The organism is Chakrabartyella piscis (genome assembly GCA_030067835.1).
Classification (GTDB): Bacteria; Bacillota; Clostridia; order Lachnospirales; family Anaerotignaceae; genus Chakrabartyella; species Chakrabartyella piscis.
In genome coordinates, this window is sequence record CP092441.1 from 866283 (window position 1) to 885339 (window position 19057).

The following is a 19057-nucleotide window of genomic DNA, read 5'->3' on the forward strand; positions in this document are numbered from 1 at the left end:
TTTTTGGGGAAAGAACCAACGATTGTGCAAATCAAAAGGATTTGGAGGTATGGGGTATGTTAAAGGTAATCATTGCAGATGATGAGGAAAGAATTTGCAGGCTGATTAAGGCTTTGGTGGATTGGGAATCTATGGGTATGGAAGTGGTTGGCGTTGCAGCCAATGGTTTGGAGGCTATTGAGCTGGTAAAAGTTTGGAATCCAGACATTTTGATTACAGACATTCGTATGCCTGGATGTGATGGTTTGCAAATGATTGAACGAGTCAGAGAAACCAATACAGATGTGGAATTTATCATCATCAGTGGGTTTGCTCATTTTCCATATGCACAGGCAGCCATCAAATTTGGAATTGGGGACTATTTGTTGAAGCCCATCAATAAGGTGGAGTTGAACCAAACTTTGCAAAAACTATGTGAAAGAATACGTCATCGAAAAGTCTTGGAAATTGATCATCAACAAATGATGGAACATAGCCAAATGGCAAAGAAACAAATGAAAAAGAATCTGATTTCCGATTTGTTGGATAAACATGAATTGGACTGGACTGCAGAATTGTTGCAAACATCCTATCATTTCCCAATGGAAAAGGGTGTGTACCAAACATTTTGTATGAAAATGGATTACGATTTGCATGTAGGTGGTGTTTCAGAAGATAGAATCATCCATGAAAAAATTCGAGATATCGTAATGGGGAATTTACGTGGCATCTGCTTGGATATTGTTCTGGATGTGCGTGAATATTGTGGATATGGCGTTTTGTTATACGATGGTAAAAAACAAGAAGATGTACGTCGGGTTTTGCGTGATTGTTTGAACCAATTGGTGATGCAAAAAAGCGTTTTGGGACCCATTGAGTTTTCTTTGGCATTGGGTGAAGTTTTGAAAACACCAGAAAAATTGCCAATTGCTTTGCAAGAAACCAGATTGCTTGTGGAGGAACGTTTCATCACGGGAACAGAACGTTTGATGGAAAGCATGCCAAAAGAAATGGGTTTGCAGGATAAGAATTTATTGGAAAAATATGTGCGTATGATACCACATGCCATTGAAATATATAGCAAAGAAGAAAGTGTAGATGCAGTTGCATATTTGCGTAAAGAAATGCCAAAAAATGTACGTGGTTATGAAGTTTTGGATTTGGTGATTTCAGCAGGAACTGTATTTTTGATGCAATTGAATTTGAAGGAACAAAAAGAAATTTTGGAGCAATTTAAGGAAGATTGCAACCAATGCAATTCTGTGGATAAATTGTTTGACACCTTGGAAAAATTACAAGGAACCATCATAGAAGGATTGCAAAAGGAAAGAGAAAACGATGCACTGAGACCCATACGTATGGCAAAACAGTACATCCAAAATCATTACAAAGAACAAATTACATTGGAAGAAGTCAGTGATGTGGTTGGTTTGAGTACCACATATTTCAGTGCTTTGTTCAAAAAAGAAATTGGAGAAGGTTTTGCAAAATATTTAATCAATATACGTATGGAAGAAGCAAAGCGTTTGCTAAGAGAAACAAACCATTCTGTATTTGAAATTTGTGAAGCAGTTGGATACCATGATTTGAAACATTTTACTCGTACATTTGAAAAAGCAGCAGGTTTGAAACCAAGTGCATATCGCAAATTGTATGGTTAAGGTGTCGCTGAGGACGAGTGTGTTCAATTCTCGACACCTTAATCGATAGGAGGAAAATCCATGAAACCAATCAAATATATTTCTCATAGGTTTTTCTTTGTGGGAATCTGTGTATTTGTGTTGTTTTTGCAACAGACAATATATCAAATCATTCTTTGGGCAAGCGGAGCCACATCACCACTTCCATTGCTTTGGTTGATTTGTGCATTTGTTGTGCTGTGTTCATATGGCTGGTTTCGTGTGCTATTGCCATATCGCAAAGCAGAAAAGATGATGCAACGATTTTTAGATGGCTATGAATTGATGCAGCCAGACTTAGAAAAAACCTTTTTGACACCATCTTCAGAAAAGGAATTGTATCGCATTCATGAAATGTTGCATTCACCAGAAGTTTATGATTTGAACAAAAGACAGGCACAGTATTTGGCGCTACAAAATCAAATCAATCCACATTTTTTGTACAATACATTGGAAAGTATTCGTGGTGAAGCGTTGATTGAAGGGTTGGATAGTGTTGCAGATATGACAGAAGCATTAGCAACTTTCTTTAGATATACCATATCCAAAGTGGAAAATTTGGTGTCTGTGGAAGAAGAATTGGAAAATTGCAGAACCTATTTCCGTATTCAAAAATATCGTTTTGGAGAACGTTTGCAATTGCATATTACATATGATGAGGAAGAATGGGAACAAATCCGTCATTATCGTATGCCGAAATTGACTTTGCAACCCATTTTGGAAAATAGTATCATTCATGGTACAGAATTGAAAATTGGTACAGGAAACTTGCACATTCAATTTGAGTGTACAGAAAAACGATTGTTGATTCGCATTTCTGATGATGGCATTGGTATGGATGAAGAAACCCTTTGGAAATTGAACCGCAAATTGCGAAAAGACAGTTCCCAAGTGTTGCATAAGCGACCAGGTGAAAAGGGTGGTATTGCATTGGTTAATGTAAACAACCGAATTCATTTGATTTTTGGTGAAGAATATGGGATGCATGTCTATTCCATCCAAGGTAAGGGGACTGATGTGGAAATTAGCATTCCAGTCATTGTCAGTGATCGTGAAGTATCAGATAGAGGTGTGCTTTCATGAAAAAAGAAATGTTTCGTATGGAGCGTATTACCTACAAAGAACATGAAATTACAAAGTTGGTGGATTTCAATTTGCATATCTTTGCTGGTGAAATTATGGGTATGATTCCCATTAATTCCTTTGGTTTGTCAGCTTTTTTATCTCTTTTGCAAACAAATTTACCCTTGTATGATGGGTATGTATATTACCAAGAAAATTTGGTCAACTCTTGGAAAGGTGCTGGAACCAATCAAAATCGCATCACTGTCATTGAAAGCAAATCTTGTTTGGTGGAACGTATGACGGTTTCTGATAATGTATTCGTTTTGCGTAAAGGGTTTCGCCAGCAAATGATCAGAAAAAGTGTGTTACGCAAACAGTTGCAACCTTTTTTGGATGATATTGGTGTGGAAATTGTAGCAGATGCATATGTGGAACGTTTGACCACATTTGAACGTATGGTGGTTGAATTATTGAAAGGAATTGTAGCAGGTCATAAGCTGATTGTTTTGAAGGATATTGAATCTTTAATTACTGGTGAAGAACTGTTGAAATTTTATGAAATCATTCGTTACTATGCAAAAAAAGGATATGCATTTCTGTACATTTGCTCTCATTTGGAGGATATTATGCAGATTTGTAGTCGTGTAGCGGTGCTTTCCAGTGGTCGAATTGAAAAGGTTTTGCAAGCACATGAGATGACAGCAGATAATTTGGCTGTTTTGACAGAAGAATATGACACATTGATTCGTGGCTATTTGGAACATAAAAAAGAAAAGAAACTTGATGAAAGTTCTGTATGTAAAATTCATAGTGTGTTTAAAGATAGTGGCAAAGCATTGGATTTTTGGGTGCATGCAGGCGAATGTTTGGTGGTGCAATGTATGGACAATCAACTGTATGACGCTATGTTATCGGTGGATATCAATGGATTGCTGACACGAGAAAGTTATTTGGAAATAGATGAAATCAAATCAACCCTATACAAAAACAAAGACGTTGCAGTCATCAAAGAATTTCCAACAAAAACCATGCTGTTCTCTGATTTGAATTATACATCCAACTTATGTTTCAACTTAGACCGACGCATGAAAGGTGTTTGGATTGGAAATAAAATTAGAAAAAGCATCCAAAAGGAATATTCCAACCGTTTGGATGATGGTGTATTTGATACAGCTGTGGAAGATTTGACAGAAAAACAAAAATACCAATTGGTATATGAGCGTATTTTGTTGCAAAAACCAAAGGTGGTGTTCTGTATCCAACCATTTCGTGGTGCAGATTTGGCACATAGAATGTATATTTGGACATTATTGGAACAATTTTTGGAAAAGGGAATTGGTGTTGTGGTTTTGACCATCAACCTAGCAGATTCCTTAGCCATTGCAGATCGTTTGGTTTGTATAGACAAATCAAGGTCTGTTCAGGAATATACCAGAGAAGAATTTGGTGAAATTCCTGTTTTGGCACCTTGGAAGCATTTGTATTAATGTATTTCGTCTTTTTGTAAATGACGTTTTTGGTATTCCTTTGGAGTACAAGCCAAATATCGTTTGAATACCACAGCAAAATAGCTACTGGTATCAAAACCCAATTCCATTGCAGTATGTGTAATGGAGTTACCTTCTGCCAGCAATTTTTTGGCAACACCAATTTTTTGTAAATTCACATAATACCTAGGTGTCATACCCGTTTGCAAGCGAAATTTTTGCTTGAATTGAGATGTGGATAAACCAGCTACATCTGCCAATTCGTCCAACATCAAAGGTGTGGTAATGTTTTTTTGAATGTAATACAAAACTTCTTGGATATCATCAGTGACTTCTGTTGTGGTGTCATCCAAAGAAACCAGTTTTGTCAAAGCCAGTGTCAAATATTGAGCAATGAGGAACTTATTTTCAGGTTGCACCGTAAGAGAAAAGGCTTCTTTGATATATTCTACAATTTTTGTATTTTTTGTATGAATGGTGTGGTGTTGCAATTGTTGCAATTTTGCAAACAAATCCAAAGATGCTTCTTCATTCAAAAAGAAACATTTTGTAGGGTCACTGATATCCAGTTGAAACCAAATGATTTCACCAGCAGAAAGTGGCAAGAAATTGGTGCTGTGTACTTCACTTGGAAAAGTCAAAAACACATCAGAACCAGACAAATCATATTGTTTTTTGCCAACAGTAAAGGAAATGGAGCCACTGGTCACCAAAGTCAGCTCAAAACAGTTCTCATGAAAATGATCTGGCAGTGGTGGAACTGCATGATTCATGGTATGCTTTGCAAAGGTGACAAGAGCTGGAATATTCAGTTCGTTTTGTGTATACACTTTTCTGGAGCTGGAAGAAAAATACGTATCCTTCCAATTGATACCATGTTCCATAGGACACCTCAAATCATTAATTTTGTATGGCAAATATAAGTGATAGTAATACAATATAAATAATTTTATACTAGAGTTAAGAATAAGTCAAATATAAAAACACCAAACAAATAAAACAATTTAGGACAAAGAAAGGGAGATTATTATGAAAAGATCAGAAATCAATGCAGCAATCAAAGACATGGAAAAAATGATTGCAGAGTACAAATTTGCACTTCCTCCATTCTGTCATTTCACACCAGAAGAATGGGCAGAAAAAAGCGATGAATACGATGAAATTCGTGACAATATGCTTGGATGGGATATCACAGATTACGGTTTGGGTGATTTCGAAAAAGTTGGTTTTGCTTTGATCACAATTCGTAATGGTAACTTGAAAGATCCAAAATACAAAAAAGTATATGCAGAAAAACTCATCATGTTGAAAGAAGGTCAACATTCTCCAATGCATTTCCACTGGAGCAAAAGTGAAGACATCATCAACAGAGGTGGTGGTGTTATGATCATCCACGTATACAACGATGACAATGGCGAATTGGGTGACACAGATGTATTGGTAAACTCTGATGGACGTTCCTACTATGTGCCAGCTGGTACAGGTGTTGAATTGGCACCAGGTCAAAGCATCACATTGTGGCCGCATCAATACCACGATTTCGATGTAAAACCAGGTACAGGCGATGTTTTGATCGGTGAAGTTTCCCAATGTAACGATGATAACGTGGACAACCGTTTCAATCCAGAAGTGGGTCGTTTCCCAACCATCGAAGAAGACGAAGCTCCATACCGTTTGTTGTGCAACGAATATCCAAAAGCAAAATAAGCAAATCAGGAGGATGAAATTATGATCGATATTACAGCTTTGGGCGAAATCCTAATTGATTTTACATACAATGGCATTTCCAAAGATGGTCAAAAATTGTTTGAACAAAATCCAGGTGGTGCACCAGCAAATATGTTGGCATCTGCAAACAAATGTGGTATGAAAACTGCTTTTGTTGGCAAAGTGGGTAACGATATGCATGGTGAATTTATGATGGAAACCCTAAAAAGTGCAGGAATTGATACAAGCAATTTGCTTGTGGATGATTCTGCATTTACAACACTTGCTTTTGTAGGTATTGATGCAAATGGAGAAAGAAACTTCTCCTTTGCAAGAAAACCAGGTGCAGATACCCTCATCAAACCAGAAGAAGTGAGCTTGGAATTGCTCAAAAACAGTCGAGTATTCCACTTTGGTGGTTTGTCTTTGCCAGATGAACCAAGTGCTTCTGCAACTAGATATGCAATCCAAAAAGCAAAAGAATTGGGTTGTATTGTAACATACGATCCAAACTACAGACCTTCTCTTTGGAGAGATGATGTGGAACGTGCTGTTAGAGAAATGAAAGAAATGATTCCTCATACAGACTTGATGAAAGTATCTGATGAAGAATTGGTTTTGATGACTGGTCAAGAAGATATTGAAGTAGGTGCAAAGATGCTTTTGGCAGAAGGCACAACCTTCCTTGTGGTTACCCTTGGTGGTGACGGTGCTTATGTATGTAACGCTTCTGGTGGTGCATATGTAGCAGGATACAAAAGTCAGGTTGTGGATACCACAGGTGCAGGAGATTCCTTCTTTGGTGCATTTGTTTCCGAATTCCTCAAAAGTGGTAAAAAACCAGAAGAAATTACAATTGCTGATGGCGTAGAATTTGCTCGTTTTGGCAATGCTGTTGCAAGTCTTTGTGTAGAAAAACGTGGTGGTATTCCATCCATGCCAGAATTTTCTGATAGCAAAGCAAGATATGAAACCATGAAATAAAAAATGGAGGTAACTCTATGATATATGAAATCAAAAATGAATGTTTGCAAGTACAAATTGCAGACAAAGGTGCAGAGCTTTGGTCTATCCAAGATGCAAGCGGTGCAGAATATTTGTGGCAAGGGGATGTGTCTTATTGGAAAGATCGTTCTCCTATGTTGTTCCCTTATGTGGGACGTTTGACACAAGGAAAATATATGTACAACAAACAAGTTTATGAAATGACCATTCATGGTTTTGCAAGCAGTTCTGTATTTTCTGTTGCAAAACAAGAAGCGGATTCCATCACTTTCTTCTTAGGCGATAGCGAAACCACAAAAGAAGCATATCCATTTGCATTTGGATTGTCTGTGACATATTCTTTGGCAGACAACAAACTCCTTGTGAATTATGATGTAGAAAACAAAAACGATACCACTATGTATTTTGGTATTGGAGGACATCCTGGTTTCTGTGTGCCAATGGAAGATGGTCTGGACTATTCTGATTATTGTATGGAATTTGGTGAAGTGACAGAAGCATTTCGTGTTGGTATGAGTGATGATTGCTATGTCAATGGTCAAGATGTACCATTTGCATTGGAAGATGGTGTGCGTTTGCCATTTGCCCACAATATGTTTGATGATGATGCAATTATTTTGCGTGATATGGCAAGAAGTGTTACTTTATTTGCGCCAAAAGGCAAAAAAGCTTTGCACATGGAATATAAAGATATGCCTTATTTGGGAATCTGGCACATGCCAAAGACCGATGCACCTTATGTATGTATCGAACCTTGGTCTTCTATTCCTTCCAGAAAAGATATGATTGCAGAATTGGAAACACAAGCAGATTTGGTTTCTTTGGAATCTGATGCAGTGTATCACAGTGGATGGCAGTTGGAAGTCATTTTGGAAAGATAAATAAGAAAAATAAAGTCAATCAAAGCAATGGATTTCTGTTTGCAATCAAATGGAGATGCATTGCTTTTTTATTTGCATACGAACTACGTACATATTATATGGACATCCCTAGTGAAATGGTAGAATATATGCACAGAAAACCATAGTAAAACAATATACTTTACTGTGAAAAAGGCACAGTGAAACAGTATGTTAAATTCTTGTGAAGTGTCACAAAAGTAGCAGTGGTTTATTGACACATAAGAATGTTCTTACGAAAACCACTGTGCATATAGCACAAAAACGGGTGATATTATTAGGGTAAAGTACCGTTTCTGTGAAAAAGTGTTTACAAATTGGGATTAGAGTACTATAATTTAAGCATAAGAACGTTCTCATCAAAAGGGGTAAAGACAGTTAAGGAGGCGTAGACAAATGCACGAATATAGTCACTATTGCGTACCAGTAAAAGAAAAACCAGAAAACGCAAGTTATGTACCATTGTTGGATTGCTTTGTTACAGATTGTGCAGAACATCCAATGAACTTTGAATATTTGTATATTCCAGAAGAAAATACAAAACTTCCTAAGGAACTTCGTACAGAACCACATCTTGCATTCAATGTAGACAACTATGATGAATTGGTAAGCGAAGGTAGAGTATTGATTGAATTCATTTGTCCTTATGATGATATTAGTAGAGTTGCTTTCGTTGAATATCAACAAGTTATCATTGAAATCAAAGAAATCCAACCAGAGTAAGAAGGTCACAGTGCTTTGCAACAGATGAAAGCTTGTAAGAAAACTGTGTGAAGTACAAGAGGTGATAAAATTGAGAACCATTTTAGATGTAGAAAAGCATTCTGGTGTATCCAGATCCACAATTTCCAGATATCTCAATGGAAAACCTGTGACAGATGACAATAGAGTGAAAATAGAACACTCCATCAAAGTCTTAAACTATCATAGAAATCCATTGGCAAGTGGTTTGAAATCCAATAAAACCATGTTGGTTGGAATTGTGATTCCAGATATCACAGACCCATTCTTTCCACCAATTGTAAAAGATTTGGAGCAACAGTTGTGGGAACAAGGTTATCAAACTTTGATCAACAACTACAACAACGACATTGAGCTTGAAAAGAAACAAGTTCGAGTGCTGATCAATCAAAGAATTGATGGTTTGATTATTGCATCAGGAGCCATTGATGGAGCACATATCCAAGAGGTTTTGGATAAGGGCATTCCAGTGGTTATGATCGATCGTTTGCTCAGTGATGTCAAATGTGATTCTGTCACAACTGACAATTACTATGCTACATATCATGCAATTCAAGAAGTGATACAAATGGGACATACAAAAATTGCCATCATTAGAGGGCAGGAACATGTATATTCAGACCAAGTTCGTTATTGGGGATATGAAAATGCACTGCGAGCAAATGGAATTCCTGTTCGATCAGAATATGTGATTCATTCAGCGCTTTCAGAGCACGATTCAGCAGAGAAATTCCAAGAACTTATGAATTTGCCAGATCCACCAACTTTGATATTCAGCTCCAATATTTATTTGGCAGCTGGTGCAGTGGGTGCTAAGTTGGAATATAACTTGAACATTCCAGAAGATGTTTCGGTTTTAACCTTCGATAAAGTTTCGGCATTTCCATATTATAGTTTCTTGAGATGTTTGAAGCCAGAATTTGCAAGCATTTGTCAACCAATAGCAGATATCGCAACAGAAGCTTCTGAACTTTTGTTGCATCGTATGCAAACTGGTATGGAAGATTACAATCCAATTCACAGAGAATTGAAAAACACATTGACCTTAACTGAGTCTATCAAAGATCTCAGATAAGATAAGAAAACATTACATTCAAACGTATCTAGGAGGGGTATTATGAAAAAATTTTTAGCAATCGCATTAACAATGTCTATGATCGGTGCACTTGCAGGATGTAGTTCTTCTTCATCTTCCGAAGCAGCAGCTCCAGCAGCTGATGATTCCGCAGCAGAAGTAGTAGAAGAAGCAGCTCCAGCAGCTGAAGGCGACATCGAAATCGCTGTTTTGATCAAAGGTACTGACTCTGCTTTCTGGCAAAACGTTGGTAAAGGTGCAGAAGCTTATGCTGCTGAAACAGATGGCGTTAACGTAACAGTTCAAGGTCCAGCTTCTGAAGCAGACATCGAAGATTCTTTGACATTGTTGGAAAACGTAATCTTGTCTGGTCCTGATGCAATCGTTTTGGGTTCCAATGCAGATGCTGGTGCTACAGCTGTTTTGGCTGACGCTGCTGCTGCTGGTATTTATGTTGTAACAGTTGATACTGCATTGCCATCTGAAGACGTTTCTTCTCACTTGGCAACAGACAACTACGCTGGTGGTGAATTGGCTGCTGAAGCTATGGTTCAATACATGAGCGAAAATGGTATTGCTTTGGAAGGTACAGTTGCTATCGTTGCTGCTGTTGCTGGTGTTCAAACAATCATCGACCGTGACGGTGGTTTCATCGACAAATTGGCTGAAATCGCTCCTGGTATGTCCTGCTTGGATCCTATCTATGTTGACAATGAAATCGATACAGCTATGACAACAACAGAAAACTTGATTACAGCTCATGGTTCTGCATTGGTTGGTATCTATGCTGACAACAACCATACTGGTGATGGTGTTGCTAGAGCAGTTGAACAAGCTGGCAAACAAGATGCAATCACAGTTGTTGCTTTCGATGATGATGAAGAAGAACTCATTGCTTTGGCAAATGGCGTTATCAAAACTCTCATTATCCAAGATCAACACAACATGGGTTACTTGGGTGCAGAATATGCAGCTAAACTTGTTAAAGGCGAAAGCGTTGAAAGCTATGTAGATACAGGTGTTCAAGTTACATGGGCAGCAGACCTTTAATCAGAAGTAGTTTTAAATCAATGATTTAATGATAATCACATACTCCAAGGTGTAATGCCTTGGAGTATCTTTTTAAGAAGTAAGTGGTGTAAGGAGGGCTGTTCTTGGAAAGCATGGGAAAAGAATTTGTACGCATGGAAAATATTTGTAAGGAATTCCCTGGGGTAAAAGCGTTACAAGATGTTAATTTTTCTGTCTGTAGCGGAGAGGTACACGCATTGGTTGGTGAAAATGGAGCCGGCAAATCCACATTGATTAAAACATTGATGGGTGTTCACCAAAGAACCAGTGGAGAAATTTATGTAGAAGGAAAAAAGGTAGAAATACCAAATCCAATTGCTGCACAAGAACTTGGTTTGGCAGCTGTTTATCAAGATGTAACAATTGCAAAACATTTATCAGTAGCAGAAAACTTTTTCCTCGGCCGTTTGTTGAAAAATAAAATTGGCTTGGTGGATTGGGATCGTATGTATCATGAAACACAAGCTGCTTTGGACGAACTCAATATCAAAGTGGATGCAAGACAACTTGTGCACAGTTTGTCTGCAGCACAACAAGAAATGGTTATTATTGCAAAAAAATTCTTCCAACATAGTAAGTTGCTCATTTTGGATGAACCAACTGCTCTTTTGGCAAATGACGAAGTAAATGAATTATTCAAAATCATTCAAACATTGAAAGAACGTGGCACAGCCATTATTTATATTTCTCATCGTATGGAAGAAATCTTCAAAGTTTGTGATAATATCACAATTTTGAAAGATGGTCATACAGTAACAACATTGAAAACAAGCGAAACAGATGAAAACGACTTGGTATCCAAAATGGTAGGTCGTGACGTTGGCGATATGTATTCCATTGAACATTTCCCTGGTGGAGAAGTTACTTTGGAAGTCAAAGACTTGTGTGCAGAAGGTAGATTTGAACACGTGAATATGACAGTTCGCAAAGGTGAAGTTGTAGGTATCTTTGGTCTTGTTGGTTCTGGACGTTCCGAAATTGTACGTGCAATTTTTGGTGCTGATCCTGTGGATTCTGGTGAAATCATTTTGCATGGTAAAAAAGTGGATATTCATAATCCAGTGGATGGTATCCATAATGGTATTAGTTTGTTGCCAGAAGATAGAAAAACACAAGGTCTTGCTTTGGGATCTTCCATCACAAACAACATCAATCTTGCTTCCTATGATTTGATTTCCAAATTAGGATTTATCAATGTAGGAACAGAAAAACAAAAGGCACAAAAATATTCTGATAAATTGCGTGTTGTAACTCCAAGTATTGCACAAAAAGTTATCAACTTGAGTGGTGGGAATCAACAAAAGGTGGTTATCGGAAAATGGCTTTGTCGTGAAAGTGAAATCTTTATTTTCGATGAACCTACTGTTGGTATCGACGTTGGGGCAAAATCTGAAATTTATAAATTGATGGAAGAATTGTTGAGCCAGGGCAAATCTGTTATTATGATTTCTTCTTACTTACCTGAAATTATGGGTCTTGCTGATCGTATCATGGTTATCACCGATGGTGGTAAAGTGATGGGTACATTGGAAAGAGAAGAATTTAATGATGAAAGATTGTTGAGAATGGCTTCCGGTTTGGAAACTGCGTAAGGAGGATATTATGAAAACAAAAACAAAAACACCTAATGATGGTACACAAATGAGTACTTTTAAAAGACTCCGCAGTATGCCTGAATTCAACTTGGTTTTGATCTGGTTGGTATTTACAATTGCTCTTTCTGTTATAAACCCTACATTTATTTCTGCGGGTAATGTTACAAACTTGCTTCGTTCCACAGCAATCGTTGGTATTCTTGCTATTGGTATGACTTTTGTAATCATTACAGGTGGGATTGACTTGTCTGTTGGTTCTACATTGGCATTTTCTGGTATGCTTGCTGCAATCTTGATGGATGGTGGCATGGGTGTTGCACCTGCAATCATTATCGGTGTAGTTGCTGGTACATTGGTTGGGGTTATCCAAGGTTTGATTATCCACTATGGTAATGTACCTGCCTTTATCGCAACACTTGGTGGTATGGCTATCATCCGTGGTGTGGTTATGTTGATGTCCAATGCAAATAAAGTTTTGGTTCCATCATCTGTTGGTCAATTTGCAGTCTTGAAACTTTTTGGTATCCCTGCAATGGTTTATGTTTGGCTTGTAATCGTAGTTGTTGGTATTGTCATTGCAAAATACACAATCTTTGGACGTAATGTATATGCAATTGGCTCTGACCAAGAAGCTGCTCGTTTGTCTGGTATCAAAATCAGCAAAAACATCTGCTACGTATACGCATTCAGTGCATTCTGTGCTTCTGTAGCTGGTATCTTGATGCTTACAAGACTTGGTAGTGGTACACCTACTGCTGGTACCAGCTATGAAATGGATGCTGTTGCTGCTGCTGTAGTTGGTGGTGCATCCCTCAGTGGTGCTGTTGGTTCTGTATTTGGTACAGTAATCGGTACAGTTATCATCGCTATGATTAGTAATGGTGGTCAACTTTTGGGTATCAACTCCTTTATCTTGGATATCGCTGTTGGTGCATTGATTGTTATCGCTGTATTCATCGATAAAAAGAGCAAAAAAGGCGGTAGATAATCGCAAATAGCAATACATAAAATTGAATCTCAAAAAGGTTACATTTCATGAATTTGGAGTGTGACCTTTTTTATTTGTCTCAATTAAAGATAAGGGGCTTAATATGATATCGTAGGGGTTGATGCCCACATCGAACCATTTGATAGATTACATTAGGTCTCGTTATATTGAGTTGGGAAATTTTATTTTGGAGCAAAAACAGTGTAGTGTTTGACAAGAATAAACAGTGTTGGTAGTAATTGGAAAAAGGTTGCATTTTTTTAAAAACATATCTTACATTTTCCTGTAGAATACAAATTTAATATGGCGTTATTATGCGGTCTATGTTATACTCAAATCCGTCGCATTATTACTTTATTATTTTATTATTATAGGTATGGAGGTAGTTTATGAAAAAAGGTAGTTTGTGGGCTTGGTTGCCTATATTTGTGTTCTTGGCATTGTTCATTGGTTTTGGTGTGATTACAGGTGATTTTTATTTGATGCCTGCACCAGTAGGATTCTTGATTGCTTTGGTGGTTGCGTTCTTCCAAAATCCAAAAATGAACCTCAATGAAAAGTTGAGTCTTGCAGCAAAAGGTGCTGGTAATGAAAACATTATGATTATGTGTCTTGTGTTTTTGCTTGCAGGTGCATTTTCTGGTTCTGTAACAGCAGCTGGTGGTGCTATCAGTGCAGTCAACTTTGGTTTGAGCATTTTGCCAACCAATGTAGCAGTTGTGGGTATTTTCATCATTGGTTGTTTGATTTCCATTTCCATGGGAACATCTGTAGGTACAGTTGTTGCTTTGACACCAATTGCAGTTGGTATCAGCGACAAAGCAGGCATTCCAATTGCTCTTTGCGTAGGAGCAGTTGTGTGTGGTGCTATGTTTGGGGATAATCTTTCTATGATTTCTGATACAACCATTGCAGCAACACGTACACAAGGTTGTGAAATGAATGATAAATTCAAAGAAAACTTCAAAATCGTATTGCCAGCAGCAGTATTGACTTTGGTGATTTTCTTGGCACTTACATTCAACACAAGCTATGTAGTAGAAGGCGATTTGCGCTATGATATCATTCGTATTTTGCCATATGCGTTGGTACTCATTACAGCACTTTTGGGTGTCAATGTATTCATTGTTTTGAGTTTGGGAACAGTATTCTCCATCTGTGTTGGTTTATTCTATGGTGACTTTGCATTCTTGGATGTGTTTGGTGTCATTGGTTCTGGTATGAATGGTATGTTTGAAATCACAATTATTTCCATTATTGTAGGTGCTGTATTTGCACTTATCAAAGAAAATGGTGGTATTGAATATGTCATTACAGGCATCAAAAATAGTGTGAAATCCAAAAAAGGTGCAGAATTTGGTATTGCAGCAATGTCTTTGGCAACTGATGTTGCAACAGCAAACAATACAGTGGCTATCGTAATTGCTGGTCCAATTGCAAAAGAAATCAGTGATGAATTTGAAATTTCACCCAAAAGAGCAGCTTCCATCTTGGATATCTTCACATCTGTTGGTCAAGGTATCATTCCTTATGGTGCACAAGTGTTGACAGCAGCAAGTTTGGCAGCAATCAGTCCAATTGAAGCAATTCCATACTTGTTCTATCCAATGTTGATGGCAGTATCTGCAATTTGTTTCATTGCTTTTGGCAAAGAAAAATAATTTAAAAGAAATATTGAACTTCAAAAAAATGACCCTCGAATCTGATGATAGACTCGAGGGTTTTTTATTTGATTCTATTAGTTTTGTAGGGGCTGATGCCTTCATCAACCTGTTGCGATAGGAGAATTATTTGCCAAAGTATTCCATAAGAGCATCTACGATGACTTGGTGGTCTTCTGTGTCTTTGAGACCAGAAACAGTGATACAACCGACAACACCAGTACCTTTGACGATAATAGGGAAACCACCACCGCAAGTAGCGTAATCATATGGATCCAAATACATAGGAAGGGTATCCATTTTGCCTGCTTGTGCCATTTCATAACCAAAACGAAGGGAACTCATTTCTTGTAAGTGGACAGTGTTTTGTTTACGCAAAACCCATTGGTCATTGTAACCAGTTGCACCCTTTGCACAATATTTGAACAAGGTGTGTCCATTGAAAGAAATGTCAATCAAAATACCCAAACTGTCTTTTTTTGCACGATTGACAAGGATACAGCCCAATTCCCAAGCAGTGTCGTTATCGAATGTAGTGAATTGGCAAGTTTCCTCTTGTTTTTTACAAATTGCAATTTGTTCTAATAATTCCATAAAATTTCCTCCTTTGATATATAAATAAAATAGTAATGGCTTGTGTGGTTTTCAAAAGCTTATAATCTGTAGTAACGTTTGTTTTGTAGGGGTGACGTTTCATTGTCTGTTGGTTACAATTACAAATTGATATTTGTGGCAATTTATGACGGCAAGAGTAGAACCCTTGCCCTACAATGATAACACATTTGAACTTTGTGGCTGTTCATGACGGGCAACCCACACAAGGGTGCCCTTACAAGTACATCATATTTATGGTTTCGGTTTTCGTAGGGGCGACCAGTGGTCGCCCGTTCAAAGAACAATGGTTGATTCATGAATCAACCCTACAACTGCATACTTGAGTTTTGTGGTAATTCATGATGGGAGGGCATGGGACCCCCCTACGGATGTACATTTCATTTAAACATTCTAAACTTTTCGCTATTCATTCTTAATTCTTCACTATTTCACGCTTGCGTAAAATATAAATACTCTGCCACTCAATTTTCTTCAGAAATACGTTTCACATCATCTTCATTTGGGGTGATATATATGGTCTGGTTGGTCAAATAAATCACCATACCCGGTTTGGAACCATTTGGTTTTTTTACATTTTTCTTCATGGTATAATCCACTGGTACCAGGCTACTGGTTTTTGCTTTGCTATAAAATGCAGCCAAGTTTGCAGCTTCTTCCAAGGTGGCATCTGGTGCAACACCAGTTCCATTTGTGCGTACAATGACATGAGAACCAGGAATGTTTTTGGTATGGAACCAAAGGTCAGTTGCATCTGCAAAACGTAAAGTCAATTCATCATTTTGCAAATTGCTTTTGCCTACATACATTTCAAATCCATCAGAGGAAGTGAAACGCATTGGTTTGGATTTCTTTGGCTTGGTGGCACCTTTTTTGGGTACTTGCCTACGAATGAACCCACTTTCTGCAAGTTCTGTACGAATTTCTGCCAAATCTCCATCTTCTTTTGCTGTTTCCAAAGAATTGAGTACACTTTCCAAATATTCCAATTCTTCATTGTTTTGTTTTTCTTGGATTTCCAATGCTGCAAGGGTACGTTTTGCTTTGTTGTATCTTGCAAAATAAGATTGTGCATTTTCTGCTGGTGTTTTGGTTGGGTCCAATGTGATTTCAATTTCTTTCATGTTTTCATCATAAAAATCAATGGTTTTGAAAGAAGACATTCCTTGGGATACTGCATAGATATTGGCAGTGATCAATTCTCCTTTTTTCTTCCAATTGTACATATTCTTGGTATCTTTTTTGGTACGTTCTTGAATATCACGTTTTTTGACACAACGTTCGATGTTTACCAAAACCAAACGTCGCATATCATGAGCCTTTTGTTTCAAATGATAAGCTGTGTCACGCTCCAAATAAAATCCTTCCAATAATCTGGAGATGGAGGGATATTCCTTTTGTGGCAATTCTGTAAATTGTTGCATTTCCAAAACACCAAAATCAAAAACACGATTGGAATTTGGATGGTAGTAGATTTTTGGTGTGAAATCACCAGATGCCACTTCTTGCATGGTAGTTTGGAATGCTAGAAACAAAGATTCTTTTTGTGTCAAGGAAAGTTCACCACAAGGGGTAGATGCATCCAAACCACTTCTAAAGCAAATTTCACTTGCCATCACAGGACTGATGCCTGTATAGGACTGATAGAGGGCTTCTTGGAGCTTTCTACCTTCTGGAAGTTTGAGCAAATCCACAAAAGCATCCTTTTCTGCCAAAAGTGGATTGCATTTGTCTTGCATTGGTGGGAATTCATATTGTTTGCCTGGAAGAATTTCACGCACAGAACTTTTTTCATGGGTGATGCGTTTGATGGAATCCAGAATTTTATCGTTTTCATCGGTCAAAATCAAATTGCTGTGTTTGCCCATAATTTCCAAAATAATATTTTTGGTGGTCATATCACCCATTTCGTTGGAAGCATTGACTTTGATGATGACGATTCGGTCAAAGTTTGGTTGCACAATATCCACAATTTTGCCACCAGCAATGTGTTTTCGCATGACCATACAAAACAGTGGTGCAGTCATAGGGTTATCTCTTGTGCTTTCTGTAATATGAATGCGTGGATTGCTGGAATTTGCAGACAAAATCACCTTGTGCTGTACACCCATACCACGAACAGAAAAACGAATTTCATCAGATGTAGGTTGATGAATCTTATCAATTCTACCACCAATGAGTAAGTCTTTTAGTTCATGTATCATTGCTGCTGTTGTAATGCCGTCTAGTGCCATGTGTTACCTCCTATATTAACCCAATATTGGTGTGAGTTCAAATAAACGTAGGGAATGGTCTTGACCATTCCTCGGTTGCGTCAAGACACAACCCTACAGTTACCCATCTTGGTTTTCAACTCTTCGTTTTTCATTGCATAAGCTTTGCTCATGCCTAGTATACCATACTATACAATTTCACGCTATAAAATATGAAAGATTAAAAACAGATTAAAAATTTGAAGGAAATTTCAATTTTTTCATTGCCTTTTTGGGAGCTTTGGTCTATAATGGGGAACAATGTTTTTGTGAATTGATATCACAGAAAAAAGGGGAATCCAAAAGGAAAAGAGGAAAAGATATGGGCAATAGTGTAAAAAGCATGACTGGCTATGGTAGAGGTGAATTTATTGGTGAAGAACGTAAATTTACAGTGGAAATGAAATCTGTCAACCATAGATACAACGAAATTGGTATCAAATTGCCACGTTCTTTGGCGAGCTTGGAAGATAGAATCAAAAAACGCATTATGAAAAATGTGTTCCGTGGCAAAACCGATGTGTACATCAATTTTGAAACCTTTTCTGCAGATGATGTGGAAGTGAAACTCAATGAAAACTTGGCTGTGGCATATACAGAAAAATTGAGAGTTTTGCAGGGGTTGCTTGGCGAATCCGATGAGAATTTATTGGAATTGGTTGCAAAATTCCCGGATGTGATTTCTGTGGAAAAACCACAAAAGGATGAAGAAATGATTTGGTCTGTGTTGTCTGTTGCTTTGGACGAAGCGGTAGAAAAATTTGTTTCTATGCGTGAACGTGAAGGCAAAGCATTGGCAGATGATATTCTAGTAAAAGGTGAAAACATCAAAGTTTTGGTGGCATCTGTCAAAGAAAGATCACCCATTGTGGTTTTGGAATACAAAGAAAAGCTCAACAATCGTTTGAAAGACTTGATGGATGGAGTGGACATTGATCCTCAAAGAATTGCAACAGAAGTTGCTGTTTTTGCCGACAGAGGATGTGTGGATGAAGAAATCACTCGTTTGGAAAGTCATTTGGTGCAACTGAAAGAAATCATCACAAAAGGTGGTCAAGTGGGTAGAAAGTTGGACTTCTTGATTCAAGAAATGAACCGTGAATCCAATACCATTGCATCCAAAGCAAACGATATGGAAATTGTGCGTGCTACCATTGAACTGAAAAGTGAAATTGAAAAAATGAGGGAGCAAGTACAAAACTTGGAATAAGAAAGAGGAACCGAAGAAATGGCATTTGAGA

16 protein-coding genes are annotated in these 19057 nt (G+C 37.7%); 13 read left to right on the forward strand and 3 right to left on the reverse strand.

The features are described 5' to 3' along the window. Positions 1-56: 56 nt before the first annotated feature. Genes MJY40_RS03800 through MJY40_RS03810 form a run of 3 tightly spaced genes read left to right on the forward strand, consistent with a single transcriptional unit; the run spans position 57 to position 4210 of the window. On the forward strand, positions 57-1640 hold the full coding sequence (locus MJY40_RS03800; RefSeq protein WP_317855732.1) for a response regulator transcription factor: 1584 nt from the start codon (positions 57-59) through the stop codon (positions 1638-1640). Positions 1641-1700: 60 nt separating this feature from the next. Next, positions 1701-2741, forward strand: a complete 1041-nt coding sequence (locus MJY40_RS03805) for a sensor histidine kinase (RefSeq protein ID WP_317855733.1) — start codon at positions 1701-1703, stop codon at positions 2739-2741. After that, positions 2738-4210 carry a sugar ABC transporter ATP-binding protein gene (locus tag MJY40_RS03810; RefSeq protein ID WP_317855734.1) on the forward strand — a complete coding sequence of 491 codons (1473 nt, stop codon included), beginning with the start codon at positions 2738-2740 and terminating at the stop codon, positions 4208-4210. The genes MJY40_RS03805 and MJY40_RS03810 overlap by 4 nt, the downstream gene beginning before the upstream one ends. Here MJY40_RS03810 and MJY40_RS03815 read toward each other — a convergent pair. Further along, positions 4207-5094 carry an AraC family transcriptional regulator gene (locus MJY40_RS03815; protein WP_317855735.1) on the reverse strand — a complete coding sequence of 296 codons (888 nt, stop codon included), beginning with the start codon at positions 5092-5094 and terminating at the stop codon, positions 4207-4209. The two genes, MJY40_RS03810 and MJY40_RS03815, sit on opposite strands and share 4 nt — an antisense overlap. Positions 5095-5239: 145 nt before the next feature. On the opposite strand from MJY40_RS03815, the gene MJY40_RS03820 reads away from it, so the two are divergent. The 9 genes from MJY40_RS03820 to MJY40_RS03860 all read left to right on the forward strand — a co-directional run bounded on the left by MJY40_RS03820 (position 5240) and on the right by MJY40_RS03860 (position 14952). Further along, entirely contained in the window at positions 5240-5917 is a 678-nt protein-coding gene (locus MJY40_RS03820; protein WP_317855736.1) for a D-lyxose/D-mannose family sugar isomerase, read from the forward strand. Between the two features lie 21 nt (positions 5918-5938). After that, entirely contained in the window at positions 5939-6901 is a 963-nt protein-coding gene (locus MJY40_RS03825; protein WP_317855737.1) for a carbohydrate kinase family protein, read from the forward strand. Positions 6902-6918: 17 nt separating this feature from the next. Continuing rightward, positions 6919-7803, forward strand: a complete 885-nt coding sequence (locus MJY40_RS03830; protein WP_317855738.1) for an aldose 1-epimerase family protein — start codon at positions 6919-6921, stop codon at positions 7801-7803. Between the two features lie 414 nt (positions 7804-8217). Next, positions 8218-8544 (forward strand): hypothetical protein, encoded by a 327-nt coding sequence (locus MJY40_RS03835; RefSeq protein WP_317855739.1) that lies wholly within the window; start codon positions 8218-8220, stop codon positions 8542-8544. 70 nt (positions 8545-8614) lie between these two features. Next, positions 8615-9637, forward strand: a complete 1023-nt coding sequence (locus MJY40_RS03840; RefSeq protein ID WP_317855740.1) for a LacI family DNA-binding transcriptional regulator — start codon at positions 8615-8617, stop codon at positions 9635-9637. Between the two features lie 42 nt (positions 9638-9679). Further along, positions 9680-10687 (forward strand): substrate-binding domain-containing protein, encoded by a 1008-nt coding sequence (locus MJY40_RS03845; RefSeq protein WP_317855741.1) that lies wholly within the window; start codon positions 9680-9682, stop codon positions 10685-10687. A 113-nt stretch (positions 10688-10800) separates the two neighbouring features. Beyond that, positions 10801-12300 (forward strand): sugar ABC transporter ATP-binding protein, encoded by a 1500-nt coding sequence (locus MJY40_RS03850; RefSeq protein WP_317856408.1) that lies wholly within the window; start codon positions 10801-10803, stop codon positions 12298-12300. 10 nt (positions 12301-12310) lie between these two features. After that, positions 12311-13291, forward strand: a complete 981-nt coding sequence (locus MJY40_RS03855; protein ID WP_317855742.1) for an ABC transporter permease — start codon at positions 12311-12313, stop codon at positions 13289-13291. Between the two features lie 389 nt (positions 13292-13680). After that, positions 13681-14952, forward strand: a complete 1272-nt coding sequence (locus MJY40_RS03860; RefSeq protein ID WP_317855743.1) for a Na+/H+ antiporter NhaC family protein — start codon at positions 13681-13683, stop codon at positions 14950-14952. A gap of 126 nt (positions 14953-15078) precedes the next feature. Here MJY40_RS03860 and MJY40_RS03865 read toward each other — a convergent pair whose 3' ends face one another. After that, positions 15079-15546 carry a heme-degrading domain-containing protein gene (locus tag MJY40_RS03865; RefSeq protein WP_317855744.1) on the reverse strand — a complete coding sequence of 156 codons (468 nt, stop codon included), beginning with the start codon at positions 15544-15546 and terminating at the stop codon, positions 15079-15081. Between the two features lie 482 nt (positions 15547-16028). Then, entirely contained in the window at positions 16029-17798 is a 1770-nt protein-coding gene (locus MJY40_RS03870; protein WP_317855745.1) for an Rqc2 family fibronectin-binding protein, read from the reverse strand. Positions 17799-18138: 340 nt separating this feature from the next. Here MJY40_RS03870 and MJY40_RS03875 point away from each other — a divergent pair, with 340 nt between their 5' ends. Beyond that, positions 18139-19026, forward strand: coding sequence for a YicC/YloC family endoribonuclease (locus MJY40_RS03875; RefSeq protein ID WP_317855746.1), 888 nt, complete (start codon positions 18139-18141; stop codon positions 19024-19026). The last annotated feature ends 31 nt before the right edge of the window (positions 19027-19057 follow it).

Excerpts from the sequence above, each read along its gene's own strand:
- MJY40_RS03800 (WP_317855732.1), top strand. The coding sequence starts at position 57 with ATGTTAAAGGTAATCATTGCAGATGATGAGGAAAGAATTTGCAGGCTG.
- MJY40_RS03805 (WP_317855733.1), top strand. The coding sequence starts at position 1,701 with ATGAAACCAATCAAATATATTTCTCATAGGTTTTTCTTTGTGGGAATC.
- MJY40_RS03810 (WP_317855734.1), top strand. The coding sequence starts at position 2,738 with ATGAAAAAAGAAATGTTTCGTATGGAGCGTATTACCTACAAAGAACAT.
- MJY40_RS03815 (WP_317855735.1), bottom strand. The coding sequence starts at position 5,094 with ATGGAACATGGTATCAATTGGAAGGATACGTATTTTTCTTCCAGCTCC.
- MJY40_RS03820 (WP_317855736.1), top strand. The coding sequence starts at position 5,240 with ATGAAAAGATCAGAAATCAATGCAGCAATCAAAGACATGGAAAAAATG.
- MJY40_RS03825 (WP_317855737.1), top strand. The coding sequence starts at position 5,939 with ATGATCGATATTACAGCTTTGGGCGAAATCCTAATTGATTTTACATAC.
- MJY40_RS03830 (WP_317855738.1), top strand. The coding sequence starts at position 6,919 with ATGATATATGAAATCAAAAATGAATGTTTGCAAGTACAAATTGCAGAC.
- MJY40_RS03835 (WP_317855739.1), top strand. The coding sequence starts at position 8,218 with ATGCACGAATATAGTCACTATTGCGTACCAGTAAAAGAAAAACCAGAA.
- MJY40_RS03845 (WP_317855741.1), top strand. The coding sequence starts at position 9,680 with ATGAAAAAATTTTTAGCAATCGCATTAACAATGTCTATGATCGGTGCA.
- MJY40_RS03850 (WP_317856408.1), top strand. The coding sequence starts at position 10,801 with ATGGGAAAAGAATTTGTACGCATGGAAAATATTTGTAAGGAATTCCCT.
- MJY40_RS03855 (WP_317855742.1), top strand. The coding sequence starts at position 12,311 with ATGAAAACAAAAACAAAAACACCTAATGATGGTACACAAATGAGTACT.
- MJY40_RS03860 (WP_317855743.1), top strand. The coding sequence starts at position 13,681 with ATGAAAAAAGGTAGTTTGTGGGCTTGGTTGCCTATATTTGTGTTCTTG.
- MJY40_RS03865 (WP_317855744.1), bottom strand. The coding sequence starts at position 15,546 with ATGGAATTATTAGAACAAATTGCAATTTGTAAAAAACAAGAGGAAACT.
- MJY40_RS03870 (WP_317855745.1), bottom strand. The coding sequence starts at position 17,798 with ATGGCACTAGACGGCATTACAACAGCAGCAATGATACATGAACTAAAA.
- MJY40_RS03875 (WP_317855746.1), top strand. The coding sequence starts at position 18,139 with ATGGGCAATAGTGTAAAAAGCATGACTGGCTATGGTAGAGGTGAATTT.